The sequence below is a fragment of the Streptomyces sp. NH27 genome, from assembly GCF_056859195.1.
Genome location: NZ_JACEGK010000010.1, coordinates 16,340 through 35,958 on the forward strand (window position 1 = coordinate 16,340; position 19,619 = coordinate 35,958).

Genomic DNA, 19,619 nt, shown 5'->3' on the forward strand with positions numbered 1-19,619 from the left:
GCCCCGGTGAGCGGAGCGTCTCCACGGTCCACAAAGGAAGACGCGAAGTGCATAGATCGCAATCCGTTGCGTTCATCGTAATTCCTGGCGTATACTGCAAGGCGTGAGCGTATTCACCGACATCGCCGCGATCTGCCACCCGATGCCCGCGCCCGGAGACGTGCCCGAGGACATCTACAACGACGTGTGCCACGCCATCCACGCTCAGCGGGAGGAGATGATCCACAACCTTGAGGCCGCCGCGGACACGGACTGGGAGGAGAACGAACCGCTCCTGTCCGCGATCGGCATCGCGCGCTACCGCAAGGAGCAGGCCGAGGGCGAGATCCGCCGGCTGATCGCCTACGGCCGGGAGTTCACCCGCCCCCGCCCCTACAAGCTCTCCGACCTGGCCGCCGCCTCCGGCATGTCCGTCTCCGGAATCCGCACCGCTTACGGCCCCGGCGAAGTCGCGGACGTGGAGCAGACCCTCGGTCGCGCAGCCCGCGAACGGCGCGTGCCCTCGACGGACGAGGCGCCCAATACGGACAGCGCCTCGTGACCCGCCGACGGTCCAACGCAAAGAGCGTCCGAGCAGGAGGGCCCCGCCCGGACTCAGCAGGCGGCACCGCCGGGCACCGCGACCGTCTCCACGCGCAGGCATCCCGGGGCCTGACCCAGGCCGATGCGATCCGCCTCAAGGCGGCCCTGACGAGGTGGTTCGGCTCCGATCACTGGAACCGCTACTTGGCCGCCGACGGCCTCCCGGACTACGGGAGGCTGTTCTGGCCCGAGCAGTGGCCGACGGCCTCGCTCAAGGAACGGATGGCGCTCCTCGCCGAGAACGAGTCGAATCCCCTGGACGCGTGGCGGAACGCCGACACCATCTATGTGGACGCGCCGATGTGCGACATGGTGACCGCCGCCGCCCAGACCTTCCCGCAACAGCGTGTTCGGAGCGACGAGTTCATCGCCCCCATGGGCTTCCTCTTCTTCGCCAAGCCCGTCCCGTCGACCGCCTTCGCGCTCTCGCTCCCGGACCAGCCGCCGGTCAGCGCCATCACCTGGGCGTGCGCGGACGGTGGCATGAACGCCTTCACCTGGATTCGCCAGCCACCCGGGGCGTATGAGATCAACGGCGTCACGGTCCAGCTCGCACCGCTCTTCCCCCACCTCGCCTACTTCGTGCCGTGGGACAAGCCGGCGGACGCGGGTCGACACAGCGTCTCCATCCTGCGGGCTCTGTCGGCGCTCGCCAAGCAGCCCCTGACCTGCAAGGACTCCCCGACGATCCACCAGTCGGTGCGCGCTGTCGCACGCAGCGCGGGAATCCGTCAGGAGAGCTTCCGGCGCATCGCACTGCGCCGCCCCGAGGCCGCCGCCCACGAACTCTCCGCAGCCCGCGCCGTCGCCGAGGGGCGCACGCCTGCTGGCCACTGGGTCCGCGGTCACTGGCGCAACCAGTACTACGCCAGCGTCGACGAGCACCGGCCCCTCTGGATCGAGGGATTTCCTCGCGGGGACTTCACCCAGCCTGCGGATCCCGGCGAGCGGCTTCTGATCGCCCGCGGGGATCGTGAAGGCGAAAGGCGCTAATGCCTCACGCTCGGGCTTGAGGCAGGCAGGGTTCGCCTACCTCGGCCGGACGCGGCCGCGCCGGCTGACGGTGCTGCCCGACGCCACCGTCAGGGGTCGGGCAGGTCGGCGGAGCGGCGCAGGCGGGACCAGAGGCTGCGCCGCTGCGCGGCCTTTTCAGGCTTCGTCAGCGTGTGTCCGTTCGACACGGTGCTGTGGTTCTGCTGCCCGAGCACGGCAGCACGCACGGCTTCCCAGTCTTCGGTCCGCCACCACCCGAAGAGGGCGGTGGCGGGAATGACGGGGTGCTGGAGTGTGGCTACGAACTCGCGGCGCCCGTACACCGCCGGCGTACGCTGCGCCGGGTCGAGCTTGCGCTGGTGGTTGACGACCAGGGTTCCGCGGGTGACCGGCTGGTGCGGGCGCAGCTGCGGCCAGGTGCTCAGATGGCGCTCTAGATCGGCCACCAGCGCTTCCTTGGCCTGGCCGCCTTCGGACTTCACTTCGACGAGGCGTGCGTCCTCACCCCGGATGGCAAGCAGGTCCGCAGACTTCGTGCCCAGTTCCTTGTCCAGGTCGGTGACGTCGAAGCCAGCCGCGCGCAGAACGGCCGCGACGGCGTCGACCAGTTCACTGCCGGTGCCGAAGAGCAGCCCTGTCCGCATCGGCTCGGCCGCCTCCTTCGCGCGCTTCTGCTCGGCGTGAAGCCGGGCCTTCTCGGAGGCGTAGTGGCGTTCGAGTTCTTCCAGCGCCAGCCGGGCCGAGGATTCGGCGGTGGTCTCCAGGTCGGGGTGGAGGCTGTGCGGGGAGCGGACCCGGCGAAGAGCGTCTGGGACATGCGCGGGCAGAGCTCGCTCGACGAGCCAGCTGACCACCGTATTCCAGTTGATCCCATCCGGAAGGATGTACCAGATCTGCTTGCCGTCGCTGGGCATCCAACGAGCCACGACCGGATCACCGAGGGTGTCCACCATGATGGGGACGAGCTCGCCCTCCGGCTCGTAGACGGTGGTTCCTGACGGCCCCTCCGCCGCCAGGGACCGCGGGGCCATCGCCCACCAGGGCCCTTCGCCGGAGCTGTTGCGGATCCGGAGCGCGAGGTCCTGGTCGACCGCATCGAGGCCCGGGACCAGAGCAATCTCCGAACCGGACCCGAGGCGCTTGCCGGCGATCGAACCGTCAAAGCCGCGGAAGTACACGTGGGCGACGTCGGCACCGAAGACCGAGTTGCGCGGCTCGCTGTCCGCGTCGCCGATCGTGGCGATGATCAGGGCCGTCTCACCGCGCGAGGCGGCGCCGTCGAGGAATCTCCTGAACTCGTCCGCACCCCGCCCGCCGAAGATGCTCGGGTTGATGGCCGCGGCGCAGGTGCTGGTGTCCGTCCCGAGCCACCGAGGGTCGGCGCCGGCCATCTCCCAGGTGATGCCGTCGTACTTGTGAGCGGCCACCCACTGGTCGCGGAGGGTTTCATGCGCGTCCGGATGCGGCTCGGGGAACTCAGCGGGGTTCCGGACGGCAACGTAGACAGCGACGAGCCCGCTCGGGGCAGCGGAGGGTGCCATGCGATCACCGTAGTGGCAGGCGCAGTCACCACGAACATCCCGGTGTCGGACGACACCGGCGAAACCACCGCCTCCCGCTGTCGGCGCCTCCGCTCTGGACAGCGGCGGCAGTCCGGCGCTTCGTTCTCGACCTCGAACTGGACGCGCAGCGTCCTGGGCGAAGAGCACCTTCGCCGGGCCGGCGCGGGGGTGGGTGACGAACACCGGCCCGCGCGAGCCGGACGGCCCGATGCCCCAGTCGCTCAACGCATCGACTCACAGATCACACATGACGCGACCTGGGAGGTCGCCATCTTCCGGTGCACAGAACATCCCGTACGCGGAGAGCGCGGAGATTTCGCGCCTCGCCCTGATCGACGAGGTCCCGGCGAACGGCGAGTCGTTCTTCACCGCCGCCGCGCTGAGGCTCGCCGCGGAGCGCGGGGTGCGGGGAGTGGTGACCTTCAGCGACCCGATGCCCAGAGCGAGGCGAACAGTAGACGGCCAAGTGATCTCCTCCAATGGCCATTTGGGAGTCGTGTACCAGAGCTGCAACTTTGTCTTCACTGGTCGGGGCACGGCGCGCACGCTCACGGTCTTGCCCGATGGGACCGTTCTGACTAGCCAGGTCCCGGGCCAAGCTGACGGGCGGAGAGGCCGGAGCCGCAGGCGTCGCCCGACGTCTTGAGGCCCTGGGCGCCCCTCCCCGCCTCCCGGGGCAGACCGCAGGCCAGTGGGTGACCGAGGCCCTGGAGTACATCGGCGCCCGCAGGGTGCGCCACCCCGGCAACTTCCGGTACGCCTTGCCGGTCGGCCGCTCGCGGGCCGAGCGGTCCCGGACGGTGATTGCGCTCGGAGCCATGCCCTACCCGAAGAGCATTGCATAACTCTTTTTTCCGCTGTAAGGTGAAGGGCAGATGTCCGGTCGCACCAACCCCGATCGGAGCTCGAAGCGCCAACACCGCGAACCCCTCGGTCGGCAGGGCCCGGCCAGCACTGCCGTCCGCCGTTGTCCGGCCGATCCGCCGGATGAACCGCATGCGCCGGCGCCCGAGCGCGCCAGCCGCCGCCGAGGCAACAACAACACCGTTTGGAGAACCCCATGATTTCCATGACCAAGGGCCAGGCCCCCGTCTCCCTGGGCAAGGCCCGCAAGGTGCGCGTGCGCATGTCGTGGCCGCCCGCCACCGACTACGACCTCGGCGCGGAAGTTCTGTACACCGACGGGCGGACGGAGAGCATCGCGGCGTTCGGCGCCCGCCTTACCCCCGCTCGGCAGTCCAGCGCAGACGGCGCGGTGCGCCAGTTGGGCGATGTCCAGCGCTCCGGCGCGGCCACGGCGGAGGAGATCCTGGAGGTTGACCTGAATCCCAGCATCCGCGCCGTGCTGCCCTGGGCCTACTCGGCCCAGAGCAACGGCACCGGGTCCTTCCACCGCTACCAGGTCACCCTGGAGGTCGACGACGGCCAGGGCAACACCGTGCGGATCACGGCCGATGACGCCGACGACGACGACCACGTCTACACGTGCGCGCCCGGCATGATCGAGAACACCGGGAACGGCGTCCAGATCCACGCCCTGTACCGCTACAGCGCGCCCGACGGCGAGAACCGGCCTCGTCTCGGCCTGGACCGCAGCCAGCGGATCGCGCTCGACATGAACGCCGGACCCCGCAACAAGCGCAAGTAGATCCGCTCGGCGTCGACCCGCCGCCTCGCGCCGACCAGGAGAGGTACGGCCGACTCGCTCAGGCCCACTCTCCCGCTCGGATGCCCAGTGCCGCCGACGCCCCGGGGCCACCACACAGACGAAGATTGCGTAACTCTTTATTCAGGCGTTCCAAGGGGGCGCGGCACTCTCGGCCGCGCCCCCGCGCCTCCTCCCGAAGGGGGAGTTCGACATGACCTTGTACGGCATTCCGCCGGCCAGCATGCGGCGGTTCCTGGTACCGGAAGACGGAAAGGAGCACGCCCGGGCCATCGTGGATGTCGCCCATGCCTGGTGGCGGGAGAACCGGGGCGCGGGCGACCTGCCCATCGCCGTCGGCGTGCTGGGCGGCCTGGCCCTGTCGGCCCCCAGCACCGCGGACGGCCCGGATTACGGCCCGCTGCTGATCGAGACGACCGACGAGGAGCTCGCCGATGCTCTCCGAGCCGGCTGGAACAGCTTCTGGGCCTTCGATCCCGTCCTTGCGGACGCGGCCCGGCCGCTGCACTCCTGGCTCGCCGTCCCCAGCGAGAACGACATCCGCGGCCTGGGCGACTACGCACGCGTCTTGGTGCGCGCCGGGTTGCTGGAGTACTGCAGCGACGTCCACCGCTGTGAGTCGGAAGACCTCCTCGGGCTGCTCAAGATGCGGATGCGCAGCTACAGCGCCCGCCAGGCGACGGGGGAGTTCTTCACCCCGAGCGTCGTGGCTGATCCCGCCGCGATGATCGAACTGCTCTCCTCGCCCGTGGAGCCCGGGTCCATGATCCTGGAAGCGTGCGCCGGGACCGGCACGATGGTCCGGGCCTTGGCGGCGGCCTTGCGGTTCTTCGGGTCGGACCCGGGCCAGTACCGCTGGTGGCTGAACGACGTCGACGAGCTCAACGCCGCCTGCTGCGCGGTCAACGCGCAATTGTGGAGACTGGGCCGCAGGGTCACGGTCTCGTGCGGCGATGCGCTCCGCGACCCGCGGACGGCGCTGGAAGCACCCACGCGGGAGCGGGCCGAGCGCGCGATCGCCGAGCAGCAGCGCCGCCCGGTGCTGTACCCGACGCACGCCCGGCCCCCGTTCTGGCCGCTGCGGAGCCTTCCGCCCTCCTGGCCGATCTGACGCCGGAGCCCGGGCCAACGGCACCGGACCTCCCTCCTCCCCGAAAGGCCGCCATGGACCTCTCCGAGTACCTCACGCTCCGTGCCACCGTGGAGCAGCAGCCGACTCTGTCCGCCGCCGAGATCACCGGCCCGGACCGCACGCTCCTGTACGGCTTCACCTGCGACAAAGCGACCTGGCACGTCTATCTCGACTCCGGGCAGATCCATCTGCTCGTGTACTTCGCGCGTTCCGGCTCCGTGGTCCGCCACGAGGCCCGGGAGGTCTGGCCCGCGGCGGAGCTGCTGCCGGACAAGCGGCTCTACCCGGAGAGCACCGACCACCAGGTCGCCGTCCTGCTCCAGGCACGCGGGCAGCGCCCACCGTACCGGGCTTTCGACGAGGCCCGCAGGGGCCGGCTGGCCGCGCGGCTCCACCACGGCGCCACCTACGACCCCGCCACTGGAGGTTTCCGGCCCGCGGATTTCCCCTGATCCGATCACCACCCCCGCCCGGCCGGGCGCCGCTGCTCGACGCCGCCCGGCCCGCACCTGGAGGACACCCACGTGGACATCCCTCTCATCCCGCCCGCCGTACGCGACCAGCTCCTCGCGATGCTCAGCACGGTGCCGACCGCCGACGACGCACTGGTCCGCCGCACCGCCGACACCCTGCAGGACATGCGCGAGCACACCCACCACCCCAGCCCGAGCGAGGACTGGTACTGCATCAACCTCACCCAGGTCCTGAGCAGCGCCGTGGGTCCGATCCTTCAGCGGCTGCTGCAGGTGGAAGCCGAACTTGAGCGCCACGGGGCGCGCACTCGACAACCCCTGATGTTGTGTAACTCTATTTACGGCTGTATTATTTGAAGTATCGGACGAACGGCACCCGGCACAACCGCGCCTTCGCGGTAGCCGCTCCTGATTCGGAGAGACGATGACGACCATCCTGACTTCCGACGGCCGCGCCGTCGGCGAGCGCGGCCAGCTCACCCGGCGCGCCCTACTCGACTGCCTCGCCGTCCAGTTGGAGGCCACCGGCTACCGGGCCCTGGTCGTGGCCGACGTCGCCCGCGCTGCGGGGACGTCCCCAGCGACCTTCTACCAGTACTTCGCCAGTGTCGAGGACGCGCTGTACGTCCTCGCGGAGGAGGCGGCCGATGCCGCGGTCGGCCACCCGGCACTGCGCGAGACCCTGCCCCGCTGGGACGGCCGGGACGCGGCACCCGCGATGGGGCTGACCGACGCCTTCTTCGGCCTGTACGCGGAGCACCGACCCGTCCTCCGCGCCGTGGAGGTCAAGGCCGACGAGGGCGATCAGCGGTTCGTCGCTGTACGCAACCGCTTCCTCGACAGCCTCCGGGCGCCGCTGGCGCTCGCCGTCGCCCACGGCCGGCCCGGCGCGGCTGCGCACGAGCATGCCGCCACGACCGAACTCCTGGTGGCCATGCTCGCGGCCGTGGCCGCCCAGGAGCAGCACGCCACGGGGTGGCCCGCCGAGGCAGCCCCGAAGCGCGTGTTCACGGCGCGCGCGCTTCACGAGATCGTCACCACGACGATCACCACGTGATCGGCCCGGGGTGCAGCCTGCGCCCCGCCCCTTTCTGAACCCCCTACTAGGACAGCGCGATGCCCGACACCGACGTCGTCGTGTTCATTGCCACCAAGAACACCGCTCCGGCCTACCGGCGGGTGCTGTGGCGGGTGAGCGAGCACGACGCCCGCAAGATCTGCGGCGACGAGCGCACCTCGGGCCGTCGCCACATGCTGTGCTGGACCGCCCACGACATCGACGACCCGTCCCTGAACCGGTACGTGCCCGACACCGGGAGCTACGCGGAGGTCCTGGCGGATCATCACGTGGTGGTCCTGGCATCCCACGCGAGCCGCGGCGGCCCCGACGGGAGCCCCCGCCCGGGCGTTCGCGGCGGCAACGCCACCACCCGGCCCGAGAGGAATAGCCCTATGCACGAGTTCAGCACACACGAACTCGGCGAGTTCCTGTCCGCCATCGACTGCGAGCCCGAGGAGAGTATGGCGATGGAGAACTGGCGGGACGCCGACCGCGTGTGGGGAGAGCTGCAGAACCAACCCGGCTTCCAGCAGCGATTCGGGGACACGCTGATCTGGCCCGTGGAGGACGAGGACGCCGACGAGGCGATCGTGACCGTGGACGTCTCGCACCGGCTGCGCCTGGCGTCGCTGTGCCAGGACGGCCGATGGATGCAAACGATGAAGGATGAGCCCGCCGTCCTGGTCCTCCGGGAGCTCACGGACAGGATCAGCCAGTTGCGGGCAATCCTGTTCGCGGACTTGCGGTGCTCGGCCGACGCGATCAGCGAGGTAGGCGCCTCCGCTCCGGGCACGGACGATGCGCAGGTCCAGCGGGACGTCTGAGAAGAGTCACCGCCCCGGCGCCGCCCCCGCCGGCCGCAACCTGCGGCCACGAACGAAGACACAGGAAGGTAGATCATGAAGAAGAAGTCGATCGGGACCGCGCGCCACCTCCACCCGCCCGGAACTCCCCAGAACCTCAACGTCTGGCACAACCGCGCCGCGCTGGCCGTCACGGCCGCCGCAGTGGCGCGCGCCCGCGGCTTGGACGAGCGGGCCACGGACGCCGAGCTCGGCGCGTGCGCGGACGAGGCGCGCGGCGGGGCGGCGAGGACGCCGCCGTCGCGGGAGACCCTCGCGGCCATCCGCACCGCGCTCGGAGCGCCGATCACGCGCGGGACCGCTCCGGCCGAGGTGGCCTCGGCGCTGTTCGCCGCCCTGCCCGACCGGCCCCTGCGCATCGTCGCCCCGGACGGCCAGGAGTTCTTCCTCGTTCCCATCGCCGCCACCTGATATTGCATAACTCTATTTACGGCTCTATTATTGAGTTCAGGAGGTCCACTCCGAAGGCCGCTTGCACCGGTGGCCGCCGCATGGCGGCCACCGGTGCAAGCGAGCACGCCAGAGCCCGGTCACACCCGTGGGGGAGTCCATGAACGCCAAGCACGCCCGAGCCCTCAAGAGCCGCGACGTCGGCGAAGTCTTCGTCGCCCAACTGGAAGAGCGCGAAGGCGATCTGCGGCGCAACCACCTGTGGGTGCTGCCCAAGCTCGACCAGATGTCCGCCGGACGGCCGGTCACCTTGAGCTACACCCCGCCGCGCCATCTGACGCCCTGGGAGCAGGCGCACATAATCGACGTCGCCAGCCGCATCGGGATCTTCCGGATGTGGGCCCGGCGGGGGCGCGTCACCTATGACCTCAACCAGCACCTGGCGGCCGAGTTGTACCGCTCCACCTCCGACGAGCTGCCCGGCAACATCTTCGACCACCTCCCTCACATCAACCCCTTGATCGTCCTGCCCGATCCCTGGCCCGTCCGGTACGGGACGGTCGATGGGCTGGTGCGCGGCTTCTACGTCTTCGGCTTCAACCAGGAGCCGGAGCAGCTGACATACACCGACGAGGAGATCGAGGGCCTGGGCCTGCTGTTCGTCATCGACCTCCTCGACCCGGAGACGTGGGAGGTCTCCGACCAGACGTACGTGCGCATGAACATCCCCACCGGCCGTGAACGCTTCACCGTCCGCGAGGCCGTGAGGTTCGCCGCCTCCCGCGCCGAAGCCCTCTGGGCCATCCAGCGTGACCCGCGCGAGGTCAAGAGGCTGTTCGAGGACTTGCTGCGGCCCGCCTTGTCCGTCCTGATCTACCTGTGCTGCGACAACCGCGACCTGGCGGAGCCGCCCGTCGTCGTCCCCACCCGCAAGCAGCGCCGCCGCCCGGTCAGCAGGAACCGGGACCCGTTCTTCGTGGAGATCGGATGGCGCATCGGTCCGGGGCTGCACGCCGCCCGCCGCGCCGCCGGTCGCATCCAGGACGGGGACGGTATCCCCTCCGGCGTCGAGCAGGCCCCCCACCAGCGCTGCGGGCACTTCCGGCGCTTCCGGATCGGCAAGGGGCGCACCGGCCAGACGACCCGCTGGGTGATGCCCTACTGGGTCCGCCTCGACCTGCTTCCCGAGGACGCCGACCCGATCACCACCGTGGTCCCCGTGGACGAGCAGCGACAGGACCCGCTGCGTCGGCGCGGCCTGAAGAACCGCAGCACGGCCCTCCGCCGCAGCGCCTGACCCCAGGTGCCGGACTCCGAGTCCGGCACCGCCGCCCCGGCCCGCGCGCCGCGCGGGCCGAACATCCAGACAAGGAACCACTCATGTCCGACCACTCCCCCCGCAGCCTCACGGTCTACGCCGTCGGCGACCAGGACCGCGACGCTGTACTGCGCGCCATCGTGGACCAAGGGATGTTCCTCGACGGCGACGAGGGCTCAGTGCCCGACACGCTGGACCTCGGCCGGACGTACGAGGTGTACGAGGCGCCGTTCGAGTACTTCGACTACCTCGCCGACGACCTTCGCACCGAGGCCCCGAGCGCCGCTTTCGAGCTGTGGCAGGCGCCGTGCTATCGCATGGGCCGGTATATCGCCCATGTCCCCGGCGCGGGCAGCTTCCAGACCGGCTGCGACTCGGACGGCAAGCCCCACATCGACCTGATCACCCTGCTCCAGCAGCTGACAGCGGCGCCGGCCGCCACCGCTGTCGGCGACTGGATGTCCGGCGCTGACCGTCTGCTGGGCCTCACCGTGCTCCGCGCCCTGGACCAATATCGAGAGCGGGAGACCGTGGTCGCCGAGCGGGGCGACGACACCGAGAAGCCCGGCGCACCGCTCCCGGGCACCCTCCCCAAGGCCGCCGCGGCCACCGACGACGAGGCGGACCCCGCCGTGCCCTGGCGTGACCGATGAGCCACGAGCAGGCCAAGGACCAACCGGCGTGCTCGGCCGCAGGGTTCGAGTCCCTGCTGCGCGAGGCGCTGCTGGCCGCGGGAGACGCCCCCGCCAGCGTGTCGGCCTTCAGCGAGATCGGCTACACCCGCAGCCTGTACGGACTACGGCTGACGCTGCCCAGCGGGGCCGGGGTCTATCTCCAGATCATCGCCGCGCGCGCCGCGGACGAGCGCCGCAGCGCCATCGGCACTCCGCCGCCACCGCAGCGCGCCGCGGCGCTTCCCTCGCGTGGCCCCACGAGGCTGACCGCGGTCGAACGCCACCTCGTGCGCGCGCTGACCGGCAGGAGGAACGAGCGCATCCGCTATGTGGAACCCCTGAGCGCCGCCGCAGGCTCGATCCCGTTCGGGCTGCGGGTGACCTTCCACAGCGGCGCGCTGGTGTGCTGCAACGTGGCCCACGCCGTTCCTCCTGGCGAACGCGCCCCGGTCGGCGGGGTTTTCCCCTCCGTGGCTGCCATCTGAACGCTGCTCTGATCTCCGCGGTGTTGCAGTACGAGGACGACGCCCTGGCTGGCCCGGCCGCCGGTCCGGCTTGGCCCAGCACGTCCCCCGACCTCGTTTACGCCCTTCGCCGACCAGCCGCTCGGCCGGCGGTCCGGGAGGCTGCCGCGGCACGCGCAATCGTGCGTGATCGGCTCCCGGTCCGCTCGTTGTCCAGGGCGAACTGGCGCCGAAGTACGGGAGGGACTGTGCCGCAAGACGAGTTGATCGCGGTCTGCGATCACTGCCGTGTCGAGGTGGAGAACGGGGACGGAGCGCTGGAGGTGGACACCGGCGCCGTCAGCCGTGCGATGGACTCCGCGCGCCTCGGGAGCCGACCCGCCCCGGTGCCGTGGACCGTGCGCCACACGCTGTGCGCCGGGAACCGGTCCCATGCCTACACGATCCCCGTCGAACGCGTCAGGACCTGGGCGGGGTTGCTCAGCTGGTGGGTGCACCTCACGGAGAAGGACTGGTTTCCCATGACCGGGTGGACCGAGCTGGTGGCCAGCGCTCTGAACCCGCAGGGTGATTACAGCGGCCTGCGCCCGGCCCTGCCCCGTGGTCCTCGGGACGGCCCCGTGGGCGACCGTCCGGCGCGCTGACCCGCAGACCGGCGACGGACGTCACGCTCCGGACTGGTAGCTACGGCCGGTGCCAGCCGCAGGGCAGCCCAGCCGATCCCGGGGCAGGCTGGTCAGCACGCGGGGGCGGGTGGACCGGTACGGCCGGACCAACGCCGGTGCTGCCGGCACACACGTCGACGATCAGGGCGACGTGTCCCTCCGAGGTGCGGACGTCAGGGGGACCGCAGTGTTTTGGCATGATCCCAGGCAGGGGCGCGAGAGCCGCTCCGGCGCGGAGGAGGGATCGCCATGTTCAGGGCGCGGAACGGGTGGACGGTGCTGGGTGTGCTGGCCGGGGTGCTGCTGGCCGGCTGCTCCGTCGGCGGATCGGGCGGTTCGAGCGAAGCCTCGCCCCATGCGCCGGCCGGCCGGACGGCGCCGAGTTCTGCACCGGGAGGGCTGCCGGCCGGCATCGCGCCGCTGGGCCACCCGGTGGCAGTCGCGGAGCAGGGTTGGACGCTTGCGCTGTCCCCGTTCCAGGAGGCGAGGTCCTCGGCCGACGCCGTACCTGCGGGCTGGACCGTGCTGCGCACCCAGGCCCGGTTCACGAACACCACCGACAAGATCGCCCTGGTGCCCGCCACCACGCTGACCGTCCGGTACGGTGCGCTGGGCAGGGCGGCCATGCCGGTCAAGGACGCCGCACTGCCCGGCCCGCCGACGGCCGATGGGGGCGTGAAGGAACTGCCGGGTGCCTCGTTCACCGCCGACCTCGGCGTCGCTGTCCCTCCTCAGGCCCGCGGTCAGCGGGTCACGGTCACCGCGGCCGCCACCGAGGTCGGGATGGCCGAACCCGACAACGTGTTCTATGAGGGCACACTGCCCGGCCAACCCTCCGCCGGCGGCGACACCGCGCCCCCTGCGCCCTCCACCGCAGGGTCGCCGGCCGCGGTGCTGCACTTCGGCACCTGGTCGTCGGGCGGGGTACGCGTCTCGCCGATCACCCTCGGTGCGGCGGCGGACGGCTTCCGTCAGGCCTCAGTGGACCTGACTGTGGACAACAGCAGCAACCAGCCTCTGCAGGGCATCGGTACGAACTTGCAGATCATGACAGGGACAGCGTTGGCCGACACGGCCACGGCGCCCGCCGGTCTCGACTACCCCGACGCCGCGATCGCGCCGCAGAGGGCGGCGACGGAGACCGTCCACTTCAAGCTGCCCGTCAGCGCGCTCCCGGGGCAGATCAGCGTGGAGGCGACAGGTCCGGACGGAACGCGCACGACCTTCAGCGGGAACACCGGGTGAGGTCGGCCGAAGGTTGAGGCTGTTGTCACCGAGGGCGGAGGAGACAGCCGTTCGTGACGGGCGATCGCAGGCCGACATGGTCTGCGGCGATCACTCCGCGGGGGACTGGCCCGTGACGGGGTCGAGGACCTGGACGCCGTAGCCCTCGCCTGCAGCGCTGGCACGGATGATCTGCGCGATGCCCCGCTCCATGCACCCGTCCTCGTCGATCAAGCCCTCCCGGCTGGCTCGGATACGGGAGGTGTCCGGTAGGACGAAGTCGTCGTCACGGGCGAGGGCGACTACGTCGGCAAAGGCGAGCATGCCGTTCAGGCCACCCTCGCGTAGGCGCCGCAGAGCGAAGGAGACGACCTCCAGTACCGGCAGGGCGGCCACCACGCCGGTGTGCAGGCGTACCGTCCCGTCTTCTGGGACACCGTTGCTCATGGCGACGAGCGTAGCCGGTAACGCACCAGCCCAGAGCCTGAGTTCACTCGAATGGGCCTGACCTACGACGACGGAGGCGGGACGAGGCAGCCGTCGAGCTCGGCTTCGGGGACTTCGCTGCCGCAGGCCGTCAGGACGTAATCGCGAGCACAGCCGGGAACTCGCCCGTCCAGGAGTGTCACACGGCGGACCGGATCGGCCCCTGTATGGGTTGTCCAGGTTCGCGCGACGTCAAGGAGTTGCCCCGTGCCACCGCTCTCCCGCCCATCCCCCGTACGTGCGCGCCGCCTCCGCGGGTGGTGCGGTCTGCTGATCGGGGGCTCGCTGTTGGCCGGCGCGTCCGCGTGCGGGGCCGTCCAGCACGCCGACCCGTTCCCGGGTCTCACGACCGGCGGCAGCCACCTTGTCGAGGAGGCCCAGCCCACGACCGCTGCCTGCCCTCGGCGCGGCGACGGCGTCTTCGGGATACGGTTCCACGCCGTCGTGTGCGCGGTGAGAGTCTCCCTGCACCGGGTGCAGGTCGCGGACGACGCGGCACCGGCACCGGCCTCGCCCGCGGCCGCGGGAGGGCGCGGCGTCGTGCTCCGGGAGGTCGGCCAGTGACCGCAGGACCGGAACTGCCCGGGCGCCCGGAGCCGTTTGACGGCGATCGCCGGCAGTGGGTTGAGCAGGTGCGGTTCGCTCTGGCTGCTCAGGAGGCAGAACGCCTGCGCCGCGGCTCCACCACCGAGCCGGTGGCAGGTCCCCTACCCGTCGAGGGAACCGCCTGGGGATGGATCCGCTGGAGCTGGCCGCCCGGCGACGAAGTGCACTTCGACGAGACGTTCCCCCAGGAGATCGGTGTCTTCGACCCGGCGGGGAGCACGCAGGTGCGGCTGGCCCGCGCCGTGTGGGGGCGCCGCCCGCTGCCCCTGCGGCTGGAGAGCGTCGGCAGCATGATGCTGCCGTTCCCCGTCAGCGTCGGCCGGTGCGCGGTGGTGGTGGCAGCCGTGCTGCTGGGCGCCGCGCCGTTCGGCCGCCTCCTGCCCGGTTGGGGGCTGGCCGTCTCCGCCGTCCTGGGCGCGGGGGCGGCCTGGGGAGTGCCCGCGATCTTGCGGGCCGCAAGTCGACGCCGCGTCCGCGTCGTCGAGGGCTCGGACGCGGCCTTGCTGTTCGGGATGCTGGCCGCGCAGCAGTTCGTCGCGCGGGCGGCGGCTGTCGGCTCCGGCGTCGAAGAACTCGACCGGGCAGTGGCCCTGGGGCACCGGTTCTTGTGGGACGGCGTGGGTCTGGTGCGCGCAGCAGCAGGACCGGCCAGCGAGGAGCTGGCGATGCTGGACGGCTACGAGGAGGCGTACCGGCGGCTGGCGCGTGCTTCGGTGGCGGTCCTGCGGGACCGCGCGGATCTGGAGGGGATGATCGTGTACGACGGAGGCGAGCAGAGCGGTCCGACGTCCGGTGCCGCTGGCGGCCGGCGCCGGACACGGCCGGTGGAGCAGGCCGCTCCGGCAGAGCTGCTGCACGAGGTGAGCAGTGCCCTGGAGGAGTTGGCCGCCGGACTTCGCCACGCGCGCACGGTGGTGAGCGGGACGACGTATGTGGAGGCGGCGGACGTAGAGGAGGGAGACGGCGATGTGGAGAGGTGATCGGCTGCGGGGGGTGCGGGAACCAGGAGTGGCCGAGCGGGCAGGTGCTGTCGTCGCATCGGGATCCAGGGGTGTGGTGTGGGCGCTGCTGACCGTCAGCCTCTTCGGTACGGTGCTGACCGCCGACGAGTTGCCGCCGCCTTGGGGCGTCGTGCTGGTCCCGGTCGGTCTTCTCGGCGGGACGGTGTCCGGGTTGGCGGCGGTCTACCGGCTGTTCCTCGCGTTCCTCGGAGCGCTGAGCCTGATCCGCCCTCCGTGGCCGCGACGACGGCGCTCGCCGCGGAGTACGGCCGGGTCGACCGCGCCCGACCAGTTGCAGTGATTTACATCACACCATACGCGTTGGACACGTAGACGCGATCACCTTGGCGGATTCCTGACGGGCCGCCAGGCGTCGGGCCGCGTAAAAACTGGCCTGGCGCCCGCCGGCACGCGGAGGCAGTTCCCTGGCATTAGGTGTCATGCGCCTGGTCAAAGCACCAAGGGCCGCAAAAATGGGGCCAGTTGGGCAGCAATATTTCGAAGACACAAGGGACATAAAAGGATTATCTACAAGATCGCCAGCAGAATAGATCTTGACAGCCAGAAAAGGTCGTGCAGGATTCGTATAAGTTACCGGTGAGATTCAGTCACGGGGCTGAGCGAGTCGGGTGACGAGATGGGGGGATTATGCGTTTGTGCGCCCAGTGCGAAGCCTCCCAGCATCCCGCCGCCCTCGCGGGGGGAGCCGCTGGAGAGACGGTTCCTGCTCCGCGGTCGGCGGTACCCGCTATTCTCCCGGCTGGCAGCGCGGCCGGCTTCCCGCCCGTCGGCGCCAGTACTCCCTGGGTTCAAGACGGAGCAGACGTTGAGCAGTCGTGGGGTCGCGGGGTTCAACCCCAGCGCTCTGCTGTGCCTTCGCACCGCCGCCGGCCTGACCCAGAGCGAACTCGCGGACAGGGCTCGACTTCTCGGGGCGCGGGTGCTCCCCATCAACATCTGCCAGTACGAGCAGGGCAGACGCAGCCCCCAGTTCTCGACGCTCCAGGCGCTCGCAACGAGCCTCGGGGTCGAGCCGACCGAGCTACTCAAGGTGCCCGAGCAGGCCGACCTGACGACCCTGCGCACGCCGGCCGGCCTCACCCAGCGGCTGCTGTCAGTGCAGCTGGGCGTGGCCCAGGCCCGCTGGTCCAGGATCGAGTGCGGGCGCTCGTCGCTGGACGTGTCCAAGCACCCCCTGGCCGCGGACCTGCTGCAGGCGTCCATCGAGCAACTGCACCGGGCGCTGGCCCTGGCGCGCACCCGAAAGCGGACGCGCGCGTAAATCCGGGTGACATCGACGGCGGCCCCCTCTTTAGGCTCCAAGACTCCCTGATCTCACTCCGGCCTTCGGGATCGGCACCGGCACGACTTCGCGTTCGGCCAAGGCCTCTCCCCGGCCCACTACCTGACGTCGTCTCATCTGAGGAGATATGCCAGTGGCACAGTCATCGGGAGCCGGTCCGCGTCGCGCCGTCGCGGCCTTGGCGTGCTCCGCAGCGCTGGCGACCGCGCTGGCCGGGTGCAGCTCCGGTTCGAAGGCGACGCCGTCCGCGTCGCCGTCCGCGAGCGCCTCTCCCTCGACCGACCCCACCGCGGCGGCGGACCAGAAGGTCCTGGCCGCCTACCGGGCGATGTGGGCCGCGGAGGCGAAGGTGTACACCTCGGGCAGCCTGAACAACTCGGACCTGGACAAGTTCGCGGCAGACAAGGCGCTCGCCAGCATCAGCGCGACCGAGCTCTGGTATCAGGGCCAGAACCTGGTGCTCAAGGGTGAGCCGAGGTTGACGCCGAAGGTCACCGACATCGACCTGACAGGCAAACCACCCACCGCCCACATCACCAGCTGCGTCGACAGCACCAACTTCTTCCCCGTGGACAAGAAGACCGGCAAGCCGGCCAAGCTCGCCAGCGACGTGCACCGGCACGTGGAGACGGCGACGGCGATCCTCGACAACGAGAAGTGGCTGATCACCCGGGCCCAGATAGAACAGGATCGGACGTGTTGAGGGCCGCGCGGACCGGCGGACCGGCGTTTCTGGCATTCCTGGCGCTCCTGGCGGCCCTCGCGCTGGTACCGCTCGCGGCCGCCCACGCCGATGGTGGCGTGACCTGCCCGCCCAACGCACCCGACTGCACGATCAGCGCAGGCGGTGGCGGAAGCAGCGGAGGCGGAGACGGCGGAAGTAGCGGAGGAGGCGGAAGCAGCGGCGGCAGAACGTGCCTGATGCATATCGTGATCGGCCAGCCCGCGACGAAGGAAATCCCGTGCTACCAGTCCGACGTCGGGTGGTGGGACTCCGAGGACGGGTGCTATTGGAAGGCGCTGGATCCGCAGCCGAAGCCCGGCGATCCGCTGCTGGTGGGCTCCAACACCCCGCCCGACTGGAAGCCGGGGAACGGAGTGATTTACGACCTCACCTGCCCAGGGATAGGCAACGAGCTGATGGGCGGGATCACGTGGAGCAAGAACCCGCCGCCCGGTTACGGCGGCGGCCCTGACCCGGCCGTGCTCGCCCAGCGAGCAGTCGCGCTGATGGGCCTGCGCGGTGCCGACATCGGCATCGCCCCCAAGCCCGGCTCCACCGGGCTGGTCGGGCTGCCGGTGTGGTTGTGGGACAAGACGTCCGCCACGACCTGGGGTCCGGTCTCGAAGTCGGTGAGCGCCGGCGGGGTCACCGTGACCGCGAAGGCGCACGTCACGCAGATCGTCTGGAGTCTGGGCGACGGCAGTTCGGTGACGTGCACCAGCGCCGGCACGCCCTACGCCGCGTCCTACGGCAAGCGTCCGTCCCCCGACTGCGGCCACGTCTACCAGAAGACCTCGGCCGGGCAGTCCGACGGCACGTACCCGATCCAGGCCGTCAGCACCTGGAGCGTGGCGTGGACGGCGACCACCGGCCAGACCGGGACGATCACCACCACCCGCAACTCCAACGGCCAGGTCACCATCGGCCAGTTGCAGGTCCTCAACCAGTAGCTGCGCGCTCCACCCCCCGGGAGAACCCCTTGAGCCTCACGAAGCCCCGGACCAGCACGGTCCCCGACAGCACCACCGCTCCCCCTGCCGCGGCCGCTCCGCCGAGGGCCATCGGCGCGCGGCGCCGGCGCCCGGCGCTGATCGGAGTGTCGCTGGCCCTGATCGCGGCCGGCGGCCTGGCCGGCGCCCTCGTGCTGACGTCGGCGGGCCAGAAGAGCCAGGTCCTGGTCGTCGCGCAGCCGTTGCAGTACGGGCAGGTCATCTCGCGCAGCGACCTGACCACGGCGTCGATCTCCTCCGACCCGGCCCTGCACACGGTCTCCGCGTCGGACGTCGGCCGGATCGTCGGCAAGCGCGCGGCCCTCCAGCTCGAACCCGGCACTACCCTGACCGACGACGAGGTCACCAGCCGCCCGCTGGTCAGTGCCGACGAGCAGTTGGTGGGCGTCCTCGCCAAGCCCGGCCAGCTACCCTCGACCCCGCTCACGCCCGGGGCCACGGTCATGGCGGTGACCACGCCGGGCGACGACGGCCAACTGCCCTCCTCGCCGCCGCAGTTCCTGCCGGCCCGGGTCATCCGTGTCGGATCCCCGGACTCCAGCGGCAACGTGGTGGTCGACCTGGCCATCGACTCCAGCGACGGGCCGACTCTGGCCGCGCGCGCCGCGACCGGCCGCGTCGCGATCGTGCTGGCGAGCGGGCAGGCGGACAGCTGATGGCGCTCATAGCCGTGGCCGGCAGTTCCGGCGCGCCCGGCGCCACCACCACCGCGCTCGCCTTGATGTCCGTGTGGCCGCTGGAGCAGGAGCGACGGGTCATCCTGGCCGAGTGCGATCCCGACGGCGGCGACGTCGTCGTCGGCGCCTTGGCCGGCCGGACCCCGCCCGGGTACGGCATGCGCAACATCGCGCTGGCCGCCCGCACCAACCAGCTCGGCGAGGCGTTCTGGCGGCAGCTGATCGACCTGAGCGAGTCCGATGCCGAGGACCGGCTGCTGCTGCCTGGGCTCACCGACCCCGCGCAGGCGTCCAGCATGCAGTACGCCTGGAACCCGCTCACTGAGCTCCTGACGGGGATCGAGCGCACCACGCCGTCCCACGACGTGATCGCCGATCTGGGCCGCCACGGCGGTTCCGGGGCCTCTTCTGCTCTGGCCCGGCGGGCCGACGCGGTCCTGGTGGTGGTGCGTTCGTCGCTGCGCGGTGTCTACGTGGCCGAGCCGCGGGTCCGCGCCCTGGGCAAGGACCTGGAGGAGAACGGCACCGGCCGTGACGCCCTCCAACTGCTGCTGATCCGCTCCGGACCGTACTCGGCGAGCGAGGTGTCCGCCCGGCTCGGCGCTCCTGTGCTGGCCGAGCTGCCTGACGACCCGAGGTCGGCGGCCGTCCTGTCCGACGGCGACGAGGCCGGCCGTCGCTTCGCACGCGGCGACCTGATGCGCCACGCCGCGAGCGCGGCCGATCGTGTCCGCGCACACGTCGCA

The 19,619-nt window shown here is 70.9% G+C and carries 25 protein-coding genes; 23 read left to right on the forward strand and 2 right to left on the reverse strand.

Annotation, left to right across the window (positions count from 1 at the left end; genetic code table 11):
• The first annotated feature begins 103 nt into the window (after positions 1-103).
• Positions 104-541, forward strand: coding sequence for a hypothetical protein (locus AC13HU_RS02080; RefSeq protein ID WP_483039957.1), 438 nt, complete (start codon positions 104-106; stop codon positions 539-541).
• Positions 538-1,575, forward strand: a complete 1,038-nt coding sequence (locus AC13HU_RS02085) for a hypothetical protein (protein WP_483039958.1) — start codon at positions 538-540, stop codon at positions 1,573-1,575. The genes AC13HU_RS02080 and AC13HU_RS02085 overlap by 4 nt, the downstream gene beginning before the upstream one ends.
• Before the next feature lie 89 nt (positions 1,576-1,664).
• Here AC13HU_RS02085 and AC13HU_RS02090 read toward each other — a convergent pair whose 3' ends face one another.
• Complete coding sequence (locus AC13HU_RS02090) at positions 1,665-3,116, reverse strand: hypothetical protein (RefSeq protein ID WP_483039959.1); 1,452 nt, start codon at positions 3,114-3,116, stop codon at positions 1,665-1,667.
• Between the two features lie 268 nt (positions 3,117-3,384).
• Between AC13HU_RS02090 and AC13HU_RS02095 the strand changes: the two genes are divergently transcribed.
• The 13 genes from AC13HU_RS02095 to AC13HU_RS02155 all read left to right on the forward strand — a co-directional run bounded on the left by AC13HU_RS02095 (position 3,385) and on the right by AC13HU_RS02155 (position 13,087).
• Positions 3,385-3,783 carry a Mom family adenine methylcarbamoylation protein gene (locus tag AC13HU_RS02095; RefSeq protein WP_483039981.1) on the forward strand — a complete coding sequence of 133 codons (399 nt, stop codon included), beginning with the start codon at positions 3,385-3,387 and terminating at the stop codon, positions 3,781-3,783.
• Between the two features lie 414 nt (positions 3,784-4,197).
• A complete protein-coding gene (locus AC13HU_RS02100; RefSeq protein WP_483039960.1) occupies positions 4,198-4,785 on the forward strand; it encodes a hypothetical protein in 588 nt (195 codons plus the stop codon).
• Positions 4,786-4,996: 211 nt separating this feature from the next.
• Complete coding sequence (locus AC13HU_RS02105; protein WP_483039961.1) at positions 4,997-5,914, forward strand: DNA methyltransferase family protein; 918 nt, start codon at positions 4,997-4,999, stop codon at positions 5,912-5,914.
• A 53-nt stretch (positions 5,915-5,967) separates the two neighbouring features.
• Positions 5,968-6,387 carry a hypothetical protein gene (locus tag AC13HU_RS02110; protein ID WP_483039962.1) on the forward strand — a complete coding sequence of 140 codons (420 nt, stop codon included), beginning with the start codon at positions 5,968-5,970 and terminating at the stop codon, positions 6,385-6,387.
• 72 nt (positions 6,388-6,459) lie between these two features.
• On the forward strand, positions 6,460-6,765 hold the full coding sequence (locus AC13HU_RS02115; RefSeq protein WP_483039963.1) for a hypothetical protein: 306 nt from the start codon (positions 6,460-6,462) through the stop codon (positions 6,763-6,765).
• Between the two features lie 67 nt (positions 6,766-6,832).
• Entirely contained in the window at positions 6,833-7,465 is a 633-nt protein-coding gene (locus AC13HU_RS02120; RefSeq protein ID WP_483039964.1) for a TetR/AcrR family transcriptional regulator, read from the forward strand.
• A gap of 59 nt (positions 7,466-7,524) precedes the next feature.
• A complete protein-coding gene (locus AC13HU_RS02125; protein ID WP_483039965.1) occupies positions 7,525-8,292 on the forward strand; it encodes a hypothetical protein in 768 nt (255 codons plus the stop codon).
• A 75-nt stretch (positions 8,293-8,367) separates the two neighbouring features.
• Positions 8,368-8,742, forward strand: a complete 375-nt coding sequence (locus tag AC13HU_RS02130) for a hypothetical protein (RefSeq protein ID WP_483039966.1) — start codon at positions 8,368-8,370, stop codon at positions 8,740-8,742.
• A gap of 139 nt (positions 8,743-8,881) precedes the next feature.
• A complete protein-coding gene (locus AC13HU_RS02135) occupies positions 8,882-10,018 on the forward strand; it encodes an AcrVA2 family anti-CRISPR protein (protein WP_483039967.1) in 1,137 nt (378 codons plus the stop codon).
• 83 nt (positions 10,019-10,101) lie between these two features.
• A complete protein-coding gene (locus AC13HU_RS02140) occupies positions 10,102-10,692 on the forward strand; it encodes a hypothetical protein (RefSeq protein WP_483039968.1) in 591 nt (196 codons plus the stop codon).
• Positions 10,689-11,198 (forward strand): hypothetical protein, encoded by a 510-nt coding sequence (locus AC13HU_RS02145; RefSeq protein WP_483039969.1) that lies wholly within the window; start codon positions 10,689-10,691, stop codon positions 11,196-11,198. The genes AC13HU_RS02140 and AC13HU_RS02145 overlap by 4 nt, the downstream gene beginning before the upstream one ends.
• 227 nt (positions 11,199-11,425) lie before the next feature.
• Positions 11,426-11,821: a hypothetical protein gene (locus tag AC13HU_RS02150; protein ID WP_483039970.1), complete on the forward strand. Its 396-nt coding sequence runs from the start codon at positions 11,426-11,428 to the stop codon at positions 11,819-11,821.
• Between the two features lie 270 nt (positions 11,822-12,091).
• A complete protein-coding gene (locus tag AC13HU_RS02155; RefSeq protein WP_483039971.1) occupies positions 12,092-13,087 on the forward strand; it encodes a hypothetical protein in 996 nt (331 codons plus the stop codon).
• Positions 13,088-13,177: 90 nt separating this feature from the next.
• Here the strand turns inward: AC13HU_RS02155 and AC13HU_RS02160 are convergent, their stop codons facing one another.
• Positions 13,178-13,513, reverse strand: coding sequence for a hypothetical protein (locus AC13HU_RS02160; RefSeq protein ID WP_483039972.1), 336 nt, complete (start codon positions 13,511-13,513; stop codon positions 13,178-13,180).
• A 246-nt stretch (positions 13,514-13,759) separates the two neighbouring features.
• On the opposite strand from AC13HU_RS02160, the gene AC13HU_RS02165 reads away from it, so the two are divergent.
• From AC13HU_RS02165 to AC13HU_RS02200, 8 genes are all read left to right on the forward strand, one after another.
• Positions 13,760-14,116, forward strand: coding sequence for a hypothetical protein (locus tag AC13HU_RS02165; RefSeq protein ID WP_483039973.1), 357 nt, complete (start codon positions 13,760-13,762; stop codon positions 14,114-14,116).
• A complete protein-coding gene (locus AC13HU_RS02170; RefSeq protein ID WP_483039974.1) occupies positions 14,113-15,138 on the forward strand; it encodes a hypothetical protein in 1,026 nt (341 codons plus the stop codon). Before AC13HU_RS02165 ends, AC13HU_RS02170 begins: the two co-directional genes overlap by 4 nt.
• A gap of 73 nt (positions 15,139-15,211) precedes the next feature.
• On the forward strand, positions 15,212-15,460 hold the full coding sequence (locus AC13HU_RS02175) for a hypothetical protein (protein ID WP_483039975.1): 249 nt from the start codon (positions 15,212-15,214) through the stop codon (positions 15,458-15,460).
• Between the two features lie 525 nt (positions 15,461-15,985).
• Positions 15,986-16,441 carry a hypothetical protein gene (locus AC13HU_RS02180; RefSeq protein ID WP_483039976.1) on the forward strand — a complete coding sequence of 152 codons (456 nt, stop codon included), beginning with the start codon at positions 15,986-15,988 and terminating at the stop codon, positions 16,439-16,441.
• A 154-nt stretch (positions 16,442-16,595) separates the two neighbouring features.
• Positions 16,596-17,165, forward strand: coding sequence for a hypothetical protein (locus tag AC13HU_RS02185; protein ID WP_483039977.1), 570 nt, complete (start codon positions 16,596-16,598; stop codon positions 17,163-17,165).
• A 218-nt stretch (positions 17,166-17,383) separates the two neighbouring features.
• A complete protein-coding gene (locus AC13HU_RS02190) occupies positions 17,384-18,136 on the forward strand; it encodes an ATP/GTP-binding protein (protein WP_483039978.1) in 753 nt (250 codons plus the stop codon).
• A 29-nt stretch (positions 18,137-18,165) separates the two neighbouring features.
• Positions 18,166-18,852 carry an SAF domain-containing protein gene (locus AC13HU_RS02195; RefSeq protein ID WP_483039979.1) on the forward strand — a complete coding sequence of 229 codons (687 nt, stop codon included), beginning with the start codon at positions 18,166-18,168 and terminating at the stop codon, positions 18,850-18,852.
• A partial coding sequence (locus AC13HU_RS02200) for a CpaE/TadZ family protein (RefSeq protein WP_483039980.1) occupies positions 18,852-19,619 on the forward strand: 768 nt, incomplete at its 3' end. The genes AC13HU_RS02195 and AC13HU_RS02200, both read left to right, overlap by 1 nt.

Excerpts from the sequence above, each read along its gene's own strand:
- AC13HU_RS02135 (WP_483039967.1), top strand. The coding sequence starts at position 8,882 with ATGAACGCCAAGCACGCCCGAGCCCTCAAGAGCCGCGACGTCGGCGAA.
- AC13HU_RS02110 (WP_483039962.1), top strand. The coding sequence starts at position 5,968 with ATGGACCTCTCCGAGTACCTCACGCTCCGTGCCACCGTGGAGCAGCAG.
- AC13HU_RS02190 (WP_483039978.1), top strand. The coding sequence starts at position 17,384 with ATGCATATCGTGATCGGCCAGCCCGCGACGAAGGAAATCCCGTGCTAC.
- AC13HU_RS02090 (WP_483039959.1), bottom strand. The coding sequence starts at position 3,116 with ATGGCACCCTCCGCTGCCCCGAGCGGGCTCGTCGCTGTCTACGTTGCC.
- AC13HU_RS02145 (WP_483039969.1), top strand. The coding sequence starts at position 10,689 with ATGAGCCACGAGCAGGCCAAGGACCAACCGGCGTGCTCGGCCGCAGGG.
- AC13HU_RS02140 (WP_483039968.1), top strand. The coding sequence starts at position 10,102 with ATGTCCGACCACTCCCCCCGCAGCCTCACGGTCTACGCCGTCGGCGAC.
- AC13HU_RS02105 (WP_483039961.1), top strand. The coding sequence starts at position 4,997 with ATGACCTTGTACGGCATTCCGCCGGCCAGCATGCGGCGGTTCCTGGTA.
- AC13HU_RS02155 (WP_483039971.1), top strand. The coding sequence starts at position 12,092 with ATGTTCAGGGCGCGGAACGGGTGGACGGTGCTGGGTGTGCTGGCCGGG.
- AC13HU_RS02160 (WP_483039972.1), bottom strand. The coding sequence starts at position 13,513 with ATGAGCAACGGTGTCCCAGAAGACGGGACGGTACGCCTGCACACCGGC.
- AC13HU_RS02120 (WP_483039964.1), top strand. The coding sequence starts at position 6,833 with ATGACGACCATCCTGACTTCCGACGGCCGCGCCGTCGGCGAGCGCGGC.
- AC13HU_RS02130 (WP_483039966.1), top strand. The coding sequence starts at position 8,368 with ATGAAGAAGAAGTCGATCGGGACCGCGCGCCACCTCCACCCGCCCGGA.
- AC13HU_RS02100 (WP_483039960.1), top strand. The coding sequence starts at position 4,198 with ATGATTTCCATGACCAAGGGCCAGGCCCCCGTCTCCCTGGGCAAGGCC.
- AC13HU_RS02095 (WP_483039981.1), top strand. The coding sequence starts at position 3,385 with ATGACGCGACCTGGGAGGTCGCCATCTTCCGGTGCACAGAACATCCCG.
- AC13HU_RS02125 (WP_483039965.1), top strand. The coding sequence starts at position 7,525 with ATGCCCGACACCGACGTCGTCGTGTTCATTGCCACCAAGAACACCGCT.